This window comes from Mesorhizobium sp. LHD-90 (assembly GCF_030929505.1).
Lineage (GTDB): Bacteria > Pseudomonadota > Alphaproteobacteria > Rhizobiales > Rhizobiaceae > Kumtagia.
In genome coordinates this window covers 145,282-161,272 of sequence record NZ_JAVFVV010000003.1, presented here as the reverse complement: position 1 = coordinate 161,272, position 15,991 = coordinate 145,282, and the positions used below count along the sequence as shown (strand labels likewise).

General features: G+C 65.2%; 10 protein-coding genes. 7 read left to right on the top strand and 3 right to left on the bottom strand.

All coding sequences use genetic code 11. The features are described from left to right. Positions 1 to 125: 125 nt before the first annotated feature. Positions 126 to 5,591, top strand: a complete 5,466-nt coding sequence (locus tag RB623_RS04840) for an alpha-2-macroglobulin family protein (RefSeq protein WP_374121638.1) — start codon at positions 126 to 128, stop codon at positions 5,589 to 5,591. 173 nt (positions 5,592 to 5,764) lie between these two features. On the opposite strand, the gene RB623_RS04835 is transcribed toward RB623_RS04840, so the two are convergent. Next, the gene (locus tag RB623_RS04835) at positions 5,765 to 6,151 is read right to left on the bottom strand and encodes a helix-turn-helix transcriptional regulator (protein WP_308055632.1); all 387 of its coding nucleotides are present in this window, start codon (positions 6,149 to 6,151) and stop codon (positions 5,765 to 5,767) included. Positions 6,152 to 6,163: 12 nt separating this feature from the next. Continuing rightward, positions 6,164 to 6,415, bottom strand: coding sequence for a plasmid stabilization protein (locus RB623_RS04830; protein WP_308055631.1), 252 nt, complete (start codon positions 6,413 to 6,415; stop codon positions 6,164 to 6,166). Between the two features lie 119 nt (positions 6,416 to 6,534). On the opposite strand from RB623_RS04830, the gene pbpC reads away from it, so the two are divergent. Continuing rightward, complete coding sequence (pbpC, locus tag RB623_RS04825) at positions 6,535 to 8,649, top strand: penicillin-binding protein 1C (protein WP_308055630.1); 2,115 nt, start codon at positions 6,535 to 6,537, stop codon at positions 8,647 to 8,649. 423 nt (positions 8,650 to 9,072) lie between these two features. Here pbpC and RB623_RS04820 read toward each other — a convergent pair whose 3' ends face one another. After that, positions 9,073 to 10,104: a histone deacetylase family protein gene (locus tag RB623_RS04820; protein WP_308055629.1), complete on the bottom strand. Its 1,032-nt coding sequence runs from the start codon at positions 10,102 to 10,104 to the stop codon at positions 9,073 to 9,075. A gap of 146 nt (positions 10,105 to 10,250) precedes the next feature. On the opposite strand from RB623_RS04820, the gene RB623_RS04815 reads away from it, so the two are divergent. The 5 genes from RB623_RS04815 (at position 10,251) to RB623_RS04795 (ending at position 15,957) form a co-directional block, all read left to right on the top strand. Next, positions 10,251 to 11,915: an amidohydrolase gene (locus tag RB623_RS04815; protein WP_308055628.1), complete on the top strand. Its 1,665-nt coding sequence runs from the start codon at positions 10,251 to 10,253 to the stop codon at positions 11,913 to 11,915. Positions 11,916 to 12,069: 154 nt separating this feature from the next. Beyond that, on the top strand, positions 12,070 to 13,167 hold the full coding sequence (locus RB623_RS04810; RefSeq protein ID WP_308055627.1) for an ABC transporter ATP-binding protein: 1,098 nt from the start codon (positions 12,070 to 12,072) through the stop codon (positions 13,165 to 13,167). Position 13,168: 1 nt separating this feature from the next. Next, positions 13,169 to 14,092, top strand: a complete 924-nt coding sequence (locus tag RB623_RS04805) for an ABC transporter permease (protein WP_308055626.1) — start codon at positions 13,169 to 13,171, stop codon at positions 14,090 to 14,092. Next, on the top strand, positions 14,085 to 14,891 hold the full coding sequence (locus RB623_RS04800; RefSeq protein ID WP_308055625.1) for an ABC transporter permease: 807 nt from the start codon (positions 14,085 to 14,087) through the stop codon (positions 14,889 to 14,891). Before RB623_RS04805 ends, RB623_RS04800 begins: the two co-directional genes overlap by 8 nt. Positions 14,892 to 14,922: 31 nt before the next feature. Continuing rightward, on the top strand, positions 14,923 to 15,957 hold the full coding sequence (locus tag RB623_RS04795; protein ID WP_308055624.1) for an extracellular solute-binding protein: 1,035 nt from the start codon (positions 14,923 to 14,925) through the stop codon (positions 15,955 to 15,957). Positions 15,958 to 15,991 lie beyond the last annotated feature (34 nt).

Here is a 15,991-nt window from a genome sequence, read left to right as displayed (position 1 = left end):
GTGCCGTAACACGTATGAGGACGACGGCCAACCGTTGTGGTCAAATGGCCGCCGTGGAATTGGTGAGGATGTGCCTTGGGGTGGCATAAATGCCTCTCGGCGATGATTTATCAGGGGGAGTTGCTATGCGAGTCATTCGCATTCTGTCGGCCATGATCCTGCTCATGACCGCCTGGTCGCTGCCGGCCTTGGCCGCCGAGGCCCGGGCGATCGTCACGACCGACAATGGCGACTATTTCGGCTTCGACCTGCGCTCCGAGCAGAACGTCTCGCTCGACCAGTGCAAGACCACCTGCCTCGGCGACACGCAATGCCGCGCCTTCACCTACAACACCAAGGCGAAATGGTGCTTCCTCAAGTCGGATTTCGCGACGCTGAAGATCTTCAACGGCGCGGTCGCCGGCAAGGTCGTCACCATCGACGGCGAGCCCGACATCGGCGCGCCGCCGCAGATGTCGTTTTTCCCGTCCTGGATGGCCGACGAGGCCTGGCAATACCGCGCCACCCTGACCGCCACGCCGCCCGCCGCCGACACGGGCCTTGTCGGCCTCGTCGAAGGCGCCGAGCAGGCGCTGCTCACCGGCGACGCGCGCGGCGCGATGAACAAGTACATCTCGGCGATCCGCGTCGCTCCCGACGACGGAAAACTCTGGCTCGGCCTGACCCGTGCCCTGCTCACCACCCAGGGCGCAAACAGCTCGGAAACCGCGACGCTCAACCGCGACGCCACCTCCGCCGCCTGGAACGCCTACCAACTCCTGCGCACCGCGCCGGCCCGCGCCGGCGTGCTGGCCGCAATCGCCGCCGGCCTCGACCGCCGCGACATGTTCCGCCCTTCGCTGCAGGCCTATGAGGCCAGCCTCGCGCTGGCCAATTCGGCCTCCATCCGCGCCGAATACGAGGATCTCAAGGCCCGAAAGGGTTTTCGCGTCGTCGAACACACGATCGACGCCGACACGCCGTCGCCGCGCCTCTGCGTCCAGTTCTCGGAAGAACTGGTCAAGACCGGCGTCGACTACGCCCCCTTCGTCACCGTCGACGGGGCCGCTCCCAAGGCCGTCGAAGCCAAGGACAAGCAACTCTGCGTCGAGGGCCTTGAGCACGGCAGGCAGTACAACGTCACCATCCGCTCCGGCCTGCCCGCCGCCCTCGGCGAGGTCACCGCCGTCCCGGTCACGCTGTCGATCTACATTCAGGACCGCGGCGCCTCCGTGCGCTTCACCGGCGACAGTTTCGTGCTGCCCGCCACCGCGCGGCGCGGCATCCCGGTCGTCAGCGTCAACATGGCCGCCGCCGACATGAAACTCTTCCGCATCGGCGACCGCTCGCTGGCCCAGCTCCTGTCGGGCTACCAGTTCCTGAAACAGCTCGATTCCTACGACATCGGCAATATCGCCGACCAGATGGGCGCGCCCGTCTGGGAGGGCAAGCTCGATATCGCCAACGAGATCAACAAGGAGATCACCACCTCCTTCCCGGTCGACGAGGCCCTGCCCGAGCGCAAGCCCGGCGTCTATGTGCTCACCGCCCAGCCGGAGAACGACAACAGCGATTCCTGGTCGTCACGCGCCACGCAGTGGTTCGTCGTCTCCGACATCGGCCTGTCGACCTATACCGGCCAGGACGGTCTCAGCGTCTTCGCCCGCTCGCTCGGCTCGGCAAAACCGATGGCCAATGTCGAGCTGACCCTGCTCGCCCGCAACAACGAGGTCCTCGGCACGGCCAAGACCGATGCCGAAGGCCGCGCCACCTTCAATCCCGGCCTGGTGCGCGGCGCCGGCGGCATGGTTCCCGCCGTCCTGACCGCCGATGCCGGCGGCAGGGATTTTGTCTTTCTCGACATGACCCGCGCCGGCTTCGACCTCTCAGACCGCGGCGTCACCGGCCGCGCAGCGCCCGGCGCGCTCGATGTCTATGCCTGGACCGAGCGCGGCATCTACCGCGTCGGCGAGACCGTGCACGTCGCCGCACTCGCCCGCGACGACGCAGCGCGCGCCGTGGAAAAACTGCCGCTCACCTTCGTCTTCTCGCGCCCCGACGGCGTCGAGGACCGGCGCATCGTCAGCGACGGCGCGTCCGCCGGCGGCCATGCCGTCGACCTCGCGCTGTCGCCCAACGCCATGCGCGGCACCTGGTCGCTGTCGATCTACACCGATCCCAAGCAGACCGCCGTCGCCAGCCAGAATTTCCTGGTCGAGGATTTCGTGCCCGACCGCATCGAATTCGCCATGACCAGCGACAGGAAGGAGATCGCCGTCGGCGAATCCGCCAACGTCACCGTCGACGGCCGCTTCCTCTATGGCGCGCCGGCCGCCGGCCTGGCGCTGGAAGGCGAAACGATCGTCGGCGCCACCCGCGAATGGGAAGCCTTCCCCAACTTCCAGTTCGGCCTCGCCGACGAGCAGGAAGGCGACGCCACCCGCATCCCGCTGACGGACCTGCCGCTGGTCGGCGACGACGGCAAGGCGACCTTCCCGGTCCAGGTCGACGCCCTGCCCTCCACCACCCGCCTGCTGACGGCGGACGTCACCGTGCGCATGCGCGAGAGCGGCGGCCGCGCCGTGGAAGAAACGCTCGGCCTCGGCATCAAGAGCCAGGCCGAAATCATCGGCATCCGTCCGGATTTTTCGGGCGGCGCAGTGCCTGAAGGCGGCACGGCGAAATTCACCGTCATCGCCGTCGATCCTGACGGCAAGCACAAGCCGATGCCGGGCGCGTTGTGGTCGCTGGTCAAGGTCGAGCGTGACTACCAGTGGTACAGCAGTGGCAGTTCCTGGAACTACGAACCCGTCACCCAGACGCGCGCCGTCTCCAACGGCACGCTCGACATCGCCGCCGACGGCACGGCCTCGATCTCCATGCCGGTCGACTGGGGCCGCTACCGCCTCGAGATCGAGACGCCAGACCCCGAAGGCCCGGCCACCAGCGTCGAGTTCGACGCCGGCTGGTACGTCGCTTCCACCTCGACCGAGACGCCCGACGGGCTGGAGATCGCACTCGACAAGGAGCACTACGCCCCGGGCGAGGTCGCGAAGCTGAAGATTTCGCCGCGCTTCGCCGGCGAGCTTCTCGTCGCCGTCGGCTCCGACCGGCTGCTCTCCACCCAAACGGCGACGGTTCCGGCCGGCGGCACAACCGTCGACATCCCGGTCTCCGCCGATTGGGGCGCCGGCGCCTATGTGACGGCGACGCTGTTCCGTCCCGGCGACGGCCAGGAATCGCGCATGCCCGGCCGCGCCATCGGCCTGAAGTGGCTGGCCGTCGATCCCGGCGCGCGAAAACTCGCCGTGTCGCTGTCGCCGGTCCAGAAAACCGAGCCGCGCCAGCCGCTGACCATCCCCGTCCAGGTCACTGGCCTGCCGGCCGCCACCGACGCCTATGTCACCATCGCCGCCGTCGACGTCGGCATCCTCAATTTGACCGACTACAAGGCGCCCGATCCGGTGACCTGGTATTACGGCCAGCGCCGTCTCGGCCTCGAACTGCGCGACCTCTATGGCCGCCTGATCGACGGGTCGCTCGGCGCCACCGGCAAGCTGCGCACCGGTGGTGACGGCGCGGCACTGACAGCCCAGGGCAACCCGCCCAAAGAGAAGCTCGTCGCCTTCTTCTCCGGCGTGGTGAAGCTGGACGCCGACGGCAAGGCGACGGTCGACTTCGACATCCCGCAGTTCAACGGCACCGTCCGCGTCATGGCAGTCGCCTGGACGAAGGATGCCGTCGGCCACGCCCAGACCGACGTCATCGTGCGCGACCCGGTGGTCATCACCGCCGGCCTGCCGCGCTTCATGGCGCCGGGCGATGCCGCCGTCATGCGGCTGGACATCGCCAATACCGACGGGCCGGACGGCGACTACCGCTTCGCCGTCGAAACCACCGGTGATCTCTCCACCGGCAGCGCCGCGCTGCCGGAAAAGGTCACGCTGACATCAGGCAAGCGCCAGTCGATCACCGTGCCGCTAATCGCGGGAGACGCCGGCGACGCCAGCCTCACCATCCACCTCGCCCACGAGAACGGCCCTGCGGTCGAGCAGACGCTGTACATTCCGGTCCGCCCCGCCGTCCTGCCGGTCACAAACCGTCTGGTCGTCGACCTCGGCCCGAACGGCAAGAGTGTTCGGGTCGACCGCGAGTTGCTGGCCGACAGCTTGCTGCCCGGCGCCTATGTCAGCGTCGGCGTCTCGCCGTCCGCCGCCTTCGACGTGCCGTCGCTGCTCTTGGCGCTCGACCGCTACCCCTATGGCTGCGCCGAGCAGACCACCAGTCGGGCGCTCCCGCTGCTTTATGTCAGCGAGCTGTCGGCCGGCGCAGGCATGCAGGACGAGCCGGAACTGCGCGGCCGCGTCCAGGACGCGATCTACCGCGTGCTCAACAACCAGTCCTCGTCCGGCAGCTTTGGCCTGTGGGGTCCCGGCTCCGGCGACCTGTGGCTGGATGCCTATGTTTCCGACTTCCTGACCCGGGCCCGCGAGCTCAACTACGAGGTGCCGCGCCAGGCCATGCTGCAGGCCCTCAACAACCTGCAGAATTCGCTCTCCTACGACCTCGACATCGAGGATCGCGGCAGCGAGATCGCCTATGCGCTCTATGTTCTCTCCCGCAACAAGAAGGCCTCCGTCGGCGACCTGCGCTATTACGCCGACACCAAGCTGGAAGCCTTTTCCAGCCCGATGGCGGTCGCGCAACTGGCCGCCAGCCTGGCGCTCTATGGCGACGCCCAGCGCTCGCAAGCCACCTTCCAGGCCGCGCTGCAGCTCGCCAAGCTGAACCCCGAGCACAACTGGTATCGCTCGGACTATGGCTCGCGCCTGCGCGACGGCGCCGCGATGCTGGCGCTCGCCGCGGAAAGCAAGCCGATGCCGTCGGTCGTTCCGGAACTGATCAAGCTGGTCGGCGCCGAACGCCGCGCCGCCCGCTGGACCAGCACGCAGGACGACGCCTGGATGCTGCTCGCCGCCCGCGCGCTGCGCTCCAATGCCGCCGACATGAAGCTGATGGTGAACGGCGCCCAGCACACCGGGCTCTATTCCCAACGCTTCGACGGCAGCGCTCTTGTCGACAGCCCGGTAACGATCGCCAACGCGGGCTCCAGCACCGTGCAGGCGGTGGTCACCGCGGTCGCTGCCCCGTCGCAGCCGCTGCCGGCAGGCGGCGACGGCTTTGCCATCGAGCGCACCTATTACACGCTCGACGGCAACGAGGCCAACGTCACCGAGGTCACCCAGAACCAGCGTTTTGTTGTGGTGCTCAAGGTCACCGAGCAGAACTCCTGGCCGTCGCGCGTGCTGGTCAGCGACCTGTTGCCGGCCGGTTTCGAGATCGACAATCCCGGCCTCGTCAACAGCGCCAGCCTGTCCAGCTTCCCCTGGCTGGAGCAGACGCAGGCCGCGCATCTCGAATTCCGCAACGACCGCTTTGTCGCCGCCTTCGACCGCAACGGCGATAGCGGACGGCAGGTCACGCTGGCCTATGTCGTACGCGCCGTCACCCCCGGCGTCTACGCCCACCCTGCGGCAAGCGTCGAGGACATGTACCGTCCGCAATTCTCGGCCCGCACGGCGACGGGGATGATGGAGGTCAAGGCGCCGTGAAGAAGGCTGCGCCCTTTCCCTCCCCCTTGAGGGGAGGGTGCCGCCGAAGGCGGCGGGAGGGGTCGTCGCGGCAGCACTCCATCCTGACGCAACCCTACTCCGCCTCGTCGGCTTCGCTTAGCTACGCTGTCTCTTCAACCCTCTCCTTAAGCGGGAAGATAAGCCGGCGCTTTTCACGCTACCCATTCAACCGGCACGTCCAACGCCTGCGCCAGTGCGCCGATGGTTTCGGCGGAGCCGGATTTTCGGCCATGTTCAAGATCGGAGAGATAACCCTGCGCGATGCCTGCGTCGGCGGCCAGCTTGATTTGCGCGATGCCTCGCCATTTGCGCAAAGCCTGCAGCCTACTATGACCGCGCAGAAGCATGGCACTCACCTCCGGAGGCAAGATCGAGTTCGGATCGTTGGCAAGTTCGGCTTTGCGGGCGTCGTACATGGCGATATCGGCCGCGTCTTCGTCGATATCGGCGGCGGCTGCGACAAGGGCCTCGTATTCGGCGCGAGGCAGCACGACGAGTTCGTCGCCGCTCGGGCTGTGGATGATCTGGATGTCGGCCATCGGTCGTTTCCTTCACCGTTTACGGTAGGTTGTCGTTTCTCGCCTGCCGATATAGATGGCAAGCACGGTGGTTCGATCCTCATCGAACAGAACGCGATAGTCGCCTACGCGCATCCTAAGGCCGTCCCGTCCTTGCAGGCGCTTCACGTCCCCTTCGCCGGACACCGCGTAGCGAATAAGGGCAGTCTCAACCGCCGCGCGCGGCCGCGACGGCAGCCCATCAAGATCCCTTGCTGCGGCATGGGTGAAAATGATCGTTTTCACGGCGATAATATCTCTCAATATCGCCCCTCACGTCAAGAGATCACGGCGATAACTTCGCTTCAGTTACGCACGAATCCTGTAGCTGAATCAGTCAAGGCCGGGACTTGAGGGAGACGGCGATGTCGATCCTCAAGAGTGTTCCCGGACGAAAACTCCTCCGCCGAGCGGCCATCGCCCTCGCCGGCTGCGCGGCCCTCGCCGCACTCTCCATCGCAGCGCTCTTCTCATTGGACCGCGCCTTCCCGCCGCCCCTGCCGGAAAAGATCGTCACCTCGAAGGAAGTGGTCGACCGCGACGGCGCGCTGTTGCGCGCCTACGCCACATCAGACGGTTTTTGGCGGTTCGAGACGGGCCTCGACGAGGTCGACCCCGAATTCATAAAAATGCTGGTCGCCTATGAGGACAAGCGTTTCTGGGAGCATTCCGGCGTCGATCCGTTCGCCCTCATGCGCGCCGCCGGCCAGCTTGCCGGCCATGGCCGCATCATCTCCGGCGGCTCGACGCTGTCCATGCAGCTTGCCCGCCTGATCGAGCCGCGCGAAAGCCGCAGCATCGCCTCCAAACTCACCCAGATCTTCCGCGCCTGGCAGATCGAGCGCCGCCTTTCCAAGCGCGACATTCTTGAGCGTTACCTGACGCTCGCCCCCTATGGCGGCAATCTCGAAGGCGTGCGCGCCGCCACCCTCGCATATTTCGGCAAGGAGCCGAAGCGCCTGACCGTCTCGGAAGCCGCCCTGCTGGTCGCCCTGCCGCAACTGCCCGAGCGCCGCCGGCCCGACCGTTTTCGCGATAATGCCCAGACCGCGCGCGATCGCGTGCTGGCGCGCATGGTCGAGGCAAAGGTGCTCGCCGAGCGGGAAGCGGCCCGCGCCGCCATCGACGAGGTTTTCGCGGCGCGTTTCCCGATGCCTTCGCTCGCCGCCCATCTCGCCGACGATGCGCTGCGCGCCGCGCCAACGCAGACCCGCCTCGAACTGACAATCCAGAAATCCGTGCAGGCCGGACTGGAAGCCGTCGCAAAAGAAGCCGCCCGCCGGCTGGGCGAGCGCGTGTCAGTGGCGATGGTTCTGGCCGATGCCCGCACCGGCGACATTCTGGGCTCTGTCGGCTCCGCCGATTATTTCGACCCCCGCCGCTTCGGCTGGATCGACATGACCAGCGCCAGCCGCTCCCCCGGCTCGACCTTAAAACCGTTCATCTACGGGCTCGCCTTCGAGCAGGGTTTTGTCGCCCAGGAAACGCTGATCGAGGACCGGCCGGCCGACTTCGCCGGCTACCGTCCGAAAAATTTCGACATGAGCTACCAGGGCGACGTCAGCGTCCGCCAGGCCCTGCAACTGTCGCTCAACGTGCCGGCGATCCGCCTGCTCGACGCCGTCGGCCCCGCCCGCCTCACCGCGCGTTTCCGCAAGGCGGGCGTCACCCCGACTCTGCCGCCCGGCGAGGCGCCGGGTCTTGCCATCGGTCTCGGCGGCGTCGGCGTCACGCTGCGCGACCTCGTCCAGCTCTACACCGGCCTTGCCAATGGCGGCCGCGCCAAAAAACTGCGCGACGGCACCGAGGCGGATTTCCAGCCGCTGGCCGACGGCATGATCCTGGAGCCCGCCGCCAACTGGCAGGTCACCGACATCCTTTCCGGCATCCGCGCGCCCGAGGGCGCCACGCAACGCGGCATCGCCTACAAGACCGGCACTTCCTACGGCTACCGCGACGCCTGGTCGGTTGGCTATGATGGTCGTTATGTCCTTGGCGCATGGGTCGGCCGGGCCGATTCCGGTTCCGTGCCCGGCCTTGCCGGCTACGTCTCCGCCGCGCCCATCCTGTTCGAGGGTTTTGCAAGATCAGGCCTTCCCGCCGTGCAGCAGCAGCGGCCGCCCGCCGGCGCCTTCCATGCCGCGCCGCAAGACCTCCCGGTCACCCAGCGCCGTTTCGAGTCCGGCCAGGACACCCTGCCCGCCACGGCCGGTTCCGCCTCGGTCGTCGAGCCGGCGCCAAGGATCGTCTTTCCGCCGGACGGCGCCCATGTCGAACTCACGGCCTCGACGGCCAGCCCGCTGGTCCTGAAACTCCAGGGCGGCCGCGCACCGTTCCGTTGGCTCGCCAACGGAAAACCGCTCACTGAAATCGTGCGCCGCCGCACCGCCACCTGGCAGCCGGACGGCGCCGGCTATTCGACGCTGACCGTCATCGACGCCGCCGGCCGCGCGGCAAGCGTGAAAGTGTTTGTGGAGTAGCGGCGCGCCCGCGGCCGTCGTCTCTCTCCCCGTCCTTCACGGGGAGAGAGACGACGGCCGGACAGTGAGGGGCAGCGCCGACGGTCAAAAAATAACCCAGGTATAAGGGGCATCTCGGCTGTTCCGGCGATTGCGTCCACGTCGTCACCACAGAACAACGTGAAACGCCCTTTCGCGAAGCCAAATACCCGATCCGCGAAGGGAATCGGCCCCAAAACGAGGGTGGAATCAAGCGAGTTGCAACGGTTTCCCTGTGCTGTCCGGACAAACCCTTGATATCCCTCGATCTTCCGGACTTCACGCGAGTCCCGTGAGTAACGGCTTCGACGGCGGACGCACCCCTCCTCATCCCGAGATACGCGCCCGCAAGGCATTGAAATCATATCCAAAACCGTCACCGGCGAACATCGAGGGACGAGAATCTCACCCCAGCTCGAACCCGGTCAGCACGCCGACCGCGTTGACGCCGATTTCCTCGACGGCATAGCCGCCTTCCATGACGAAAAGTGTCGGCAGGCCGAGTTTTGCGATGCGTTTTCCGATCTTCGGATAGTCCTCGGTCTTCAGCTTGAACTGGCTGATCGGGTCCTTCTCGAACGTGTCGACGCCGAGCGAAACCACAACGATATCAGGACGATAGGCTGCCAATTTGGCGCAGGCGTCCTCCAGCGAGGCGCTCCATTCGGCCCAGGCGGTGCCGAACGGCATCGGATAGTTTAAATTGAACCCTTCGCCCTCGCCAATTCCCTTCTCATCGGCATGACCTAGGAAAAATGGATACTCCGTCATCGGATCGCCATGCAGATTGAGCACCTGAACATCGGAACGCGAATAAAAAATCTCCTGTGTACCGTTGCCGTGGTGGTAATCTACATCGAGTATCGAAACTTTTTTTGCACCATTATCCAGGAAATACTGCGCAGCGACCGCCGCATTGTTGATGAAACAATATCCGCCCATGAATGCCGCGCCCGCATGGTGCCCCGGCGGGCGGCAGAGCGCGAACGCCGCGCGCTCGCCGCCTTTCACCAGTCCCGCCGCGGTCAGCGCCACATCATGGGAAGACTTGATCGCCTCCCATGTTCCTTTCACGAAACTCGCCCCCGCATCGAAAGAATAGAAACCGAGCAATGCGTCTATGGTCTTCGGCCGCACGTCGCCGCGCAGCCCGCGGGTCGGCCAGGTGAAGCCCATCGCCGAGCCGGAGCGGCCAGATTTTTCCCATTCCGGCCAGACGGTTGGCAGGAAATCGATATAATCCGGATCATGCACCCGCTTAGCCGCAGCAAGGTCGAAAATATCCGGCGGCAGGATCGGTCCGAGCTTCTCGGATTCGACCCGCGCGCGGATGAATTCGGCCCGCGACGGCTTTTCGAAACCCGGCACGATCGCCCCCGCGATCAGTTCCATCTGCCCGGAATGGCCGGCATGCAACGGCGAAAAAATCGTCTTCATGAACCCCTCTTGAAATGACCGCCGCACCCTAGCCGCAGCCGCCCGCTCCCGACAAGCGCCCTGCTGTAGGCCAGCCGCACGCCCTTTGATCTGGCCTCCGAGGCGTCGAAGGTGCTAGAGCTAAAGCGTTCAACCGGAAAGATTTTATGAGCCGCAACGCCGAGCTGATCATCGTCAATGGCCGCATCAGGACCATGGACGAGGACCAGCCACGGGCGGAAGCGCTGGCGGTCAGCGGCGGCGAGATCGTCGCCGTCGGCGACCGCACGGCGATCGAAGCGTTGCGCGGCGCGGCCACGCGGGTGATCGACGCCGGCATGAATTCGGTCGTGCCGGGCTTCATCGAAGGCCACATGCATCTGTTTTCCGGCGCGGCCGAACTGGCGCATCTGCAGCTTTCCGGCGTTCATGGCGCCATCGCCCTGCATGCCGCCATCCAGGATTACGCCCGTTCGCGCCCCGACGCGCCGATGTTGCTCGGCCAAGGCGTCGACTACCTCGTGCTCGGCGAGCGCCCGGTGACCCGCCACGACCTCGACCGCATCATTTCCGACCGCCCTTTCGCCATGGCCGCCCCGGACCATCATACGGTCTGGGCGAACACGAAAGCGCTGGAAATGGCCGGCGTGCTCACCGGAAAAAAGCTGCGGCCCGGCAACGAGATCGTCATGGGCGAGGACGGCTTTGCCACCGGCGAGTTGCGCGAGAACGAGGCGTTCAATCCGGTAATCGCGCTGGCCGGCGAGGAGCGCGCCCGGCTCGGCCTTTCCACGGGCGGCGAGCCCGACCCGGTTCCCTCGCAGAAGGAACGCGAGGTCGACCGCGACACCATGCAGCGTGGGCTCGACTGGTGCGCCCGCCACGGCATCACGTCGATCCACAACATGGACGGCAATTTTTATCAGCTCGAACTGCTGTCGGAGATCGAGGACCTCGCGGGCCTGCATTGCCGGGTGAAAATCCCGTTCCATTTCAAGAACTTCATGAAGATCGAGATGTTGGAGAAGGCAAGCCTGATGGCCGAGCGTTACCGTTCGGAATGGATATCCTCCGGCCTGGTGAAAATCTTCTACGACGGCGTCATCGAATCCTGGACCGGTGTGCTGGTCGATCCCTATTCCGACCGGCCGGAGTGGCGCGGCGAGCCACTGTTCACTCCGGAACGCTTCGCCGAAATCGCCACCGAGGCCGACCGCCGCGGCTTGCAGATCGCCGTACATTCGATCGGCGACGGCGCGGTGCGCGCCGTGCTCGACGGCTACGAAAAGGCGCGGCGCACCAACGGCGTTCGCGACAGCCGCCACCGCGTCGAGCATATCGAGTTGATTTCGCAGGCGGAAATTCCGCGCTTCGCCGAACTGGGCGCCATAGCCTCGATGCAGCCGATCCATGCACCGGGCGTGCATGGCGTGCCGCTGGAGCCGACCGTCTCGCGTATCGGCCGCGGTCGCTGGCCCTATGCTTTTCCCGTCCGCAGCCTGCTTTCCGCCGGCGCACCGCTGGTCTTCGCCTCCGACTGGCCGGTGGCGCCGATCGACCCCATCCTCGGCATGCAGGCGGCGATGCTGCGCAAACCCTGGGGCGACGGCGATCCGGACCAGAGTCTTACGCTCGACGAGGCGCTTGCCGCCTATACGATTGGCGGCGCCTACGTCGAATTCATGGAGCACCGCAAAGGTCGCCTCAAGCCGGGCTATCTGGCCGACATCGTCGTGCTCTCGGGCGATCTCGACGCCAGGCCCGCGGAGGACCTGACCAAAATCCGTCCAGTAACCACCATCTGCGGCGGACGCGTCACCTTTCGCGATTGAGCCAGCCCATGCTGGCGCGTTGGCTGTTCCCGTGCACCGCACAATCACTGCTGAATCCCCGTTCAAGCCGGTTGCCAAGTGCAGCCGCATATGCTGACAATCGGCACAAGGGGAACCAATGGCCCGGCGAAGCCGGCTAGAACTGGGGCGCTGAGTGCCGGAAAAGCCGGATAGGAACGCGATCGAAGTTCGCAACGTCAGCAAAATCTTCGGCAGCGGCGACGCCCGATTCGCGGCGCTCGACCGTGTTTCGGTGAACATTCGCGAGAACGAGTTCTTCACCCTGCTCGGCCCGTCCGGATGCGGCAAGACGACGTTGCTGCGCCTCATCGCCGGTTTCGATTTCCCCAGCGAGGGCGAGATTTTTCTCTACGGCGACGACATCGCGCCGCTGCCGCCGTTCAGGCGGCCGGTAAACACCGTGTTCCAGAGCTACGCGCTGTTCCCGCACATGACCGTCGCCCAGAACATCGGCTTCGGGCTGGAAATGCTCGGCAAGCCGAAGGCCGAGGTCGAGGCGCGCGTCACCCAGATGTTGAAACTGGTGCGCATGGAGCAACTGGCCGGTCGCCGCACCAGCCAGATTTCAGGCGGCCAGCAGCAGCGCGTCGCGCTGGCCAGGGCGCTGGCGCCGCAGCCAAAAGTGCTGCTGCTCGACGAACCACTGTCCGCGCTCGACTACAAGCTGCGTAAGGACATGCAGATCGAGTTGAAGACACTCCAGCACGAGACCGGAATTACCTTCATCTTCGTCACCCACGACCAGGAAGAAGCGCTCACCATGTCGGACCGCATCGCGGTGATGTCGGCCGGCAAGATTTTGCAGGTCGGCAGCCCGCGCGACATCTACGACCGGCCGGCCGAGCGTTTCGTCGCCGACTTCATCGGCGAGAGCAATTTCCTGCCGGCGGCAATCGTCTCGACAGCCGGCAATCTCGCCACCGTGCGGCTGGCCTCCGGCGCCGAGATCCCCGCCTCGCTGCCGGACGGTTTTGCGCCGAAGGGCGACGTCTCGATCGTCGTCCGTCCCGAGCATGCGCAGCTTGCGAAACCGGAAGGCGCGGCGTTGGCCGGTACGGTGGAGACGGTGGTCTATCTCGGCACCGACACGCATTTCCACCTGAAGCTGGATTCCGGCGAGCCCTTCATCGTGCGCCGGCAGAACGCGCGCGGCCATACCGACCGTTTCGTCGCGGGCAACCGGGTGGGGCTGCTCATTCCGGCCGATTCCGCCCAGGTGCTGAAGGACTGACATGGCAAGCGCCGCCGAGACCGCCAGACAGGCCGAGCGCGCCGATGTCCGTTCGCGCTGGCTGCTTTCGACGCCGGCGCTGCTGATCATCCTCGTCGCGGCGATCGGGCCGCTCTTCGTCATGCTCGCCTACTCCTTCATGGTGAAGGGCGACTACGGCGACGTGAAGTTCGGGCAATTCTCGCTCGACGGCTGGTTCTCGGTGTTCTTCTCGCGCGACATCTTCGACGACACCGTCGGCCTTGCCGATGCGCACCTTTCGATTTTCTGGCGGTCAGTGAAACTGTCGCTCATCACCACCCTGCTGACACTGGGGCTGGGGTTCCCCACGGCCTACTTCATCGCCACGCGCCCGGCCAGTACCCGTGAAGTCTGGGTGTTCCTCATTACCATACCGTTCTGGACGAACCTGCTCATCCGCACCTTCGCCATGCAGGAAGTGATCCGCAACGAGGGGATTCTGAACACCCTGATGATGTGGCTGGGGCTGATCGACCGGCCAGTGCAGCTAATGTACACGGACGTCGCGATCCTGTTCGGCATGGTCTACGTCTACCTGCCGCTAATGGTCCTGCCGCTCTACGCCAGCATGGAAAAGCTGGATTTCCGCCTCGTCGAGGCCGGCTACGACCTTTACGCCACGCGTCTGCGGGTGCTCTGGCGCATCATCATTCCGCTGGTGCGCCCGGGCATCGTCGCCGGCTCCATCCTGGTCTTCATCCCGTCGCTCGGCGCCTACGTCACGCCGCGCGTGCTGGGCGGCGGCAAGAACATGATGCTCGGCAACCTGATCGAGTTGCAGTTCGGCGCCGGCCGCAACTGGCCGTTGGGAGCGGCGCTGTCGATCACGCTGATGGCCATCGTGATGCTGGCGCTGCTCGTCTATGTGCGCAATGCCGCGCGCTCGGGAGCGCAGCATGTCTAGGCCGCGAACCTTCGATCTGCGCGCGCAGCCGGGTTTCGCGTTCATCGCGCTGTTCACCTTTTTCATGCTCTACCTGCCGATCGCGGCGCTCGTCGTCTACGCCTTCAACGCCGGCGATTCGATGGCGATTTGGGAGGGCGTGTCGCTGCGCTGGTTCCAGGCGGCGGCCAGCAACGAACGCGTCCAGGAGGCGGCACTGCGGTCCGCCATCATTGCCATATGCGCGGCCTCGATCGCTACTACCGCGGCGACCATGGCGGCCATCGCCACCACGCGCACGAAACCCTACCGGGGCCTCACCTTCAAATACGCCTTCATCAACCAGCCGCTGATGGTCCCGGAAATCGTCACGGCCGTGGCTCTCCTGATCGTCTTCTCGCGCATCAAAGTGTGGACCGGCTATTCCGGCCTGGGCTATCTCGTCGCCGCGCACGCGGCTTTCTGCATCCCCTTCGCCTATCTGCCGATCCGGGCCCGCCTCGAAAGCATGGACCTGACGCTCGAGCGCGCGGCGGCGGATCTTTATGCCACCCCATGGAAAACCTTCCGCTATGTGACGCTGCCGCTGCTGAGGCCAGGCATCATAGCCGGTTTCATGCTGGCCTTCGTCATCTCGCTGGACGACGTGGTAATCACCGAATTCGTGAAATCGGGGGGCCAGGACACCTTGCCGACCTATATGCTCGGCCAGCTTCGGCGCGAGACGACACCGGAGGTCAATGCGATCGCAACGGTCTTCCTGCTCGTGTCGCTTATTCTCGTTACCGCCTTCTTTTTCATCAACCGCCGCAAGGCATGACGCGGCCAAACAGACCAGAGGAGAAGACCAAATGAGAGGAATATTGCTGACCGGGACAGCGGCCATCGCGCTGCTCGGCTTTGCCGGCCTGGCGCACGCGGAGGGGGAGCTCAACATCTACAATTGGGGCGACTACACCAGCGCCGACATGATCAAGAAGTTCGAGCAGGCCCACAACGTCAAGGTGACCATCACCGACTACGATTCCAACGACACGGCGCTGGCCAAGGTGCGCGCCGGCGGCCACGGCTTCGACATTGTCGTGCCGTCGGCCAACTACGTGCCGATCTGGGTCAAGGAAGGGCTGCTGCTCGAGGCGCGCCCCGACCAGATGGAGAATTTCAAGAACGTCGATCCGCGCTGGGTGGACGTGCCGTGGGATCCGGGCCGCCACTATAGCGTGCCGTGGCAGTGGGGCGTCACCGGCATCGGCGTCAACAGCAAGGTCTACGGCGGTGACATCAACACCGCCGCGATCTTCCTCGATCCGCCCGCCGAACTCGTGGGCAAGATCAACGTGGCGCCTGAAATGAACGACGTGCTCTTCGCCACGATCAAATATTTCGGCGGCAACTGGTGCACCGACGACAAGGAACTGCTCAAGAAGGTGCGCGACAAGCTGGTCGAGGCGAAGGCCAAATGGCTGGCGATGGACTACAGCGTCACCGAGAAGCTGCCGGCGGGAGACTATTCCGCGGTATATTACTGGAACGGCGCGATCATGCGCTCGCGGCTGACCAACGCGGACATCAAGTTCGGCTATCCCAAGGAAGGGTATCCGATCTTCATGGACAGCGTCGCCATCCTCAAGGACGCCAAGAACGTCGAAAATGCAAAACTGTTCATGAACTTCATCATGGATCCGGAAAACGCCGCGATGATCTCGGCCTTCGCCAAATATGCGAACGGCATCAAGGGATCGGAGCAGTTCATGCCGGAGGAGATGAAGACCGCGCCGGAACTGGTCGTGCCGGCGGAATACGAAAAGGCTGGCCAGTTCCTGGAGTCCTGTTCGCCCGAGATCGTCGACCTCTACTCGCGCATTTGGACGGATGTGCAGAAGTAAGCCCGCAACGCCTTCTCCCCGCCCGCGGGGAGAA

Coding starts and splice junctions, on each gene's coding strand:
- RB623_RS04815 (WP_308055628.1), top strand. CDS start 10,251: ATGAGCCGCAACGCCGAGCTGATCATCGTCAATGGCCGCATCAGGACC.
- RB623_RS04800 (WP_308055625.1), top strand. CDS start 14,085: ATGTCTAGGCCGCGAACCTTCGATCTGCGCGCGCAGCCGGGTTTCGCG.
- pbpC (WP_308055630.1), top strand. CDS start 6,535: ATGTCGATCCTCAAGAGTGTTCCCGGACGAAAACTCCTCCGCCGAGCG.
- RB623_RS04835 (WP_308055632.1), bottom strand. CDS start 6,151: ATGGCCGACATCCAGATCATCCACAGCCCGAGCGGCGACGAACTCGTC.
- RB623_RS04820 (WP_308055629.1), bottom strand. CDS start 10,104: ATGAAGACGATTTTTTCGCCGTTGCATGCCGGCCATTCCGGGCAGATG.
- RB623_RS04840 (WP_374121638.1), top strand. CDS start 126: ATGCGAGTCATTCGCATTCTGTCGGCCATGATCCTGCTCATGACCGCC.
- RB623_RS04805 (WP_308055626.1), top strand. CDS start 13,169: ATGGCAAGCGCCGCCGAGACCGCCAGACAGGCCGAGCGCGCCGATGTC.
- RB623_RS04795 (WP_308055624.1), top strand. CDS start 14,923: ATGAGAGGAATATTGCTGACCGGGACAGCGGCCATCGCGCTGCTCGGC.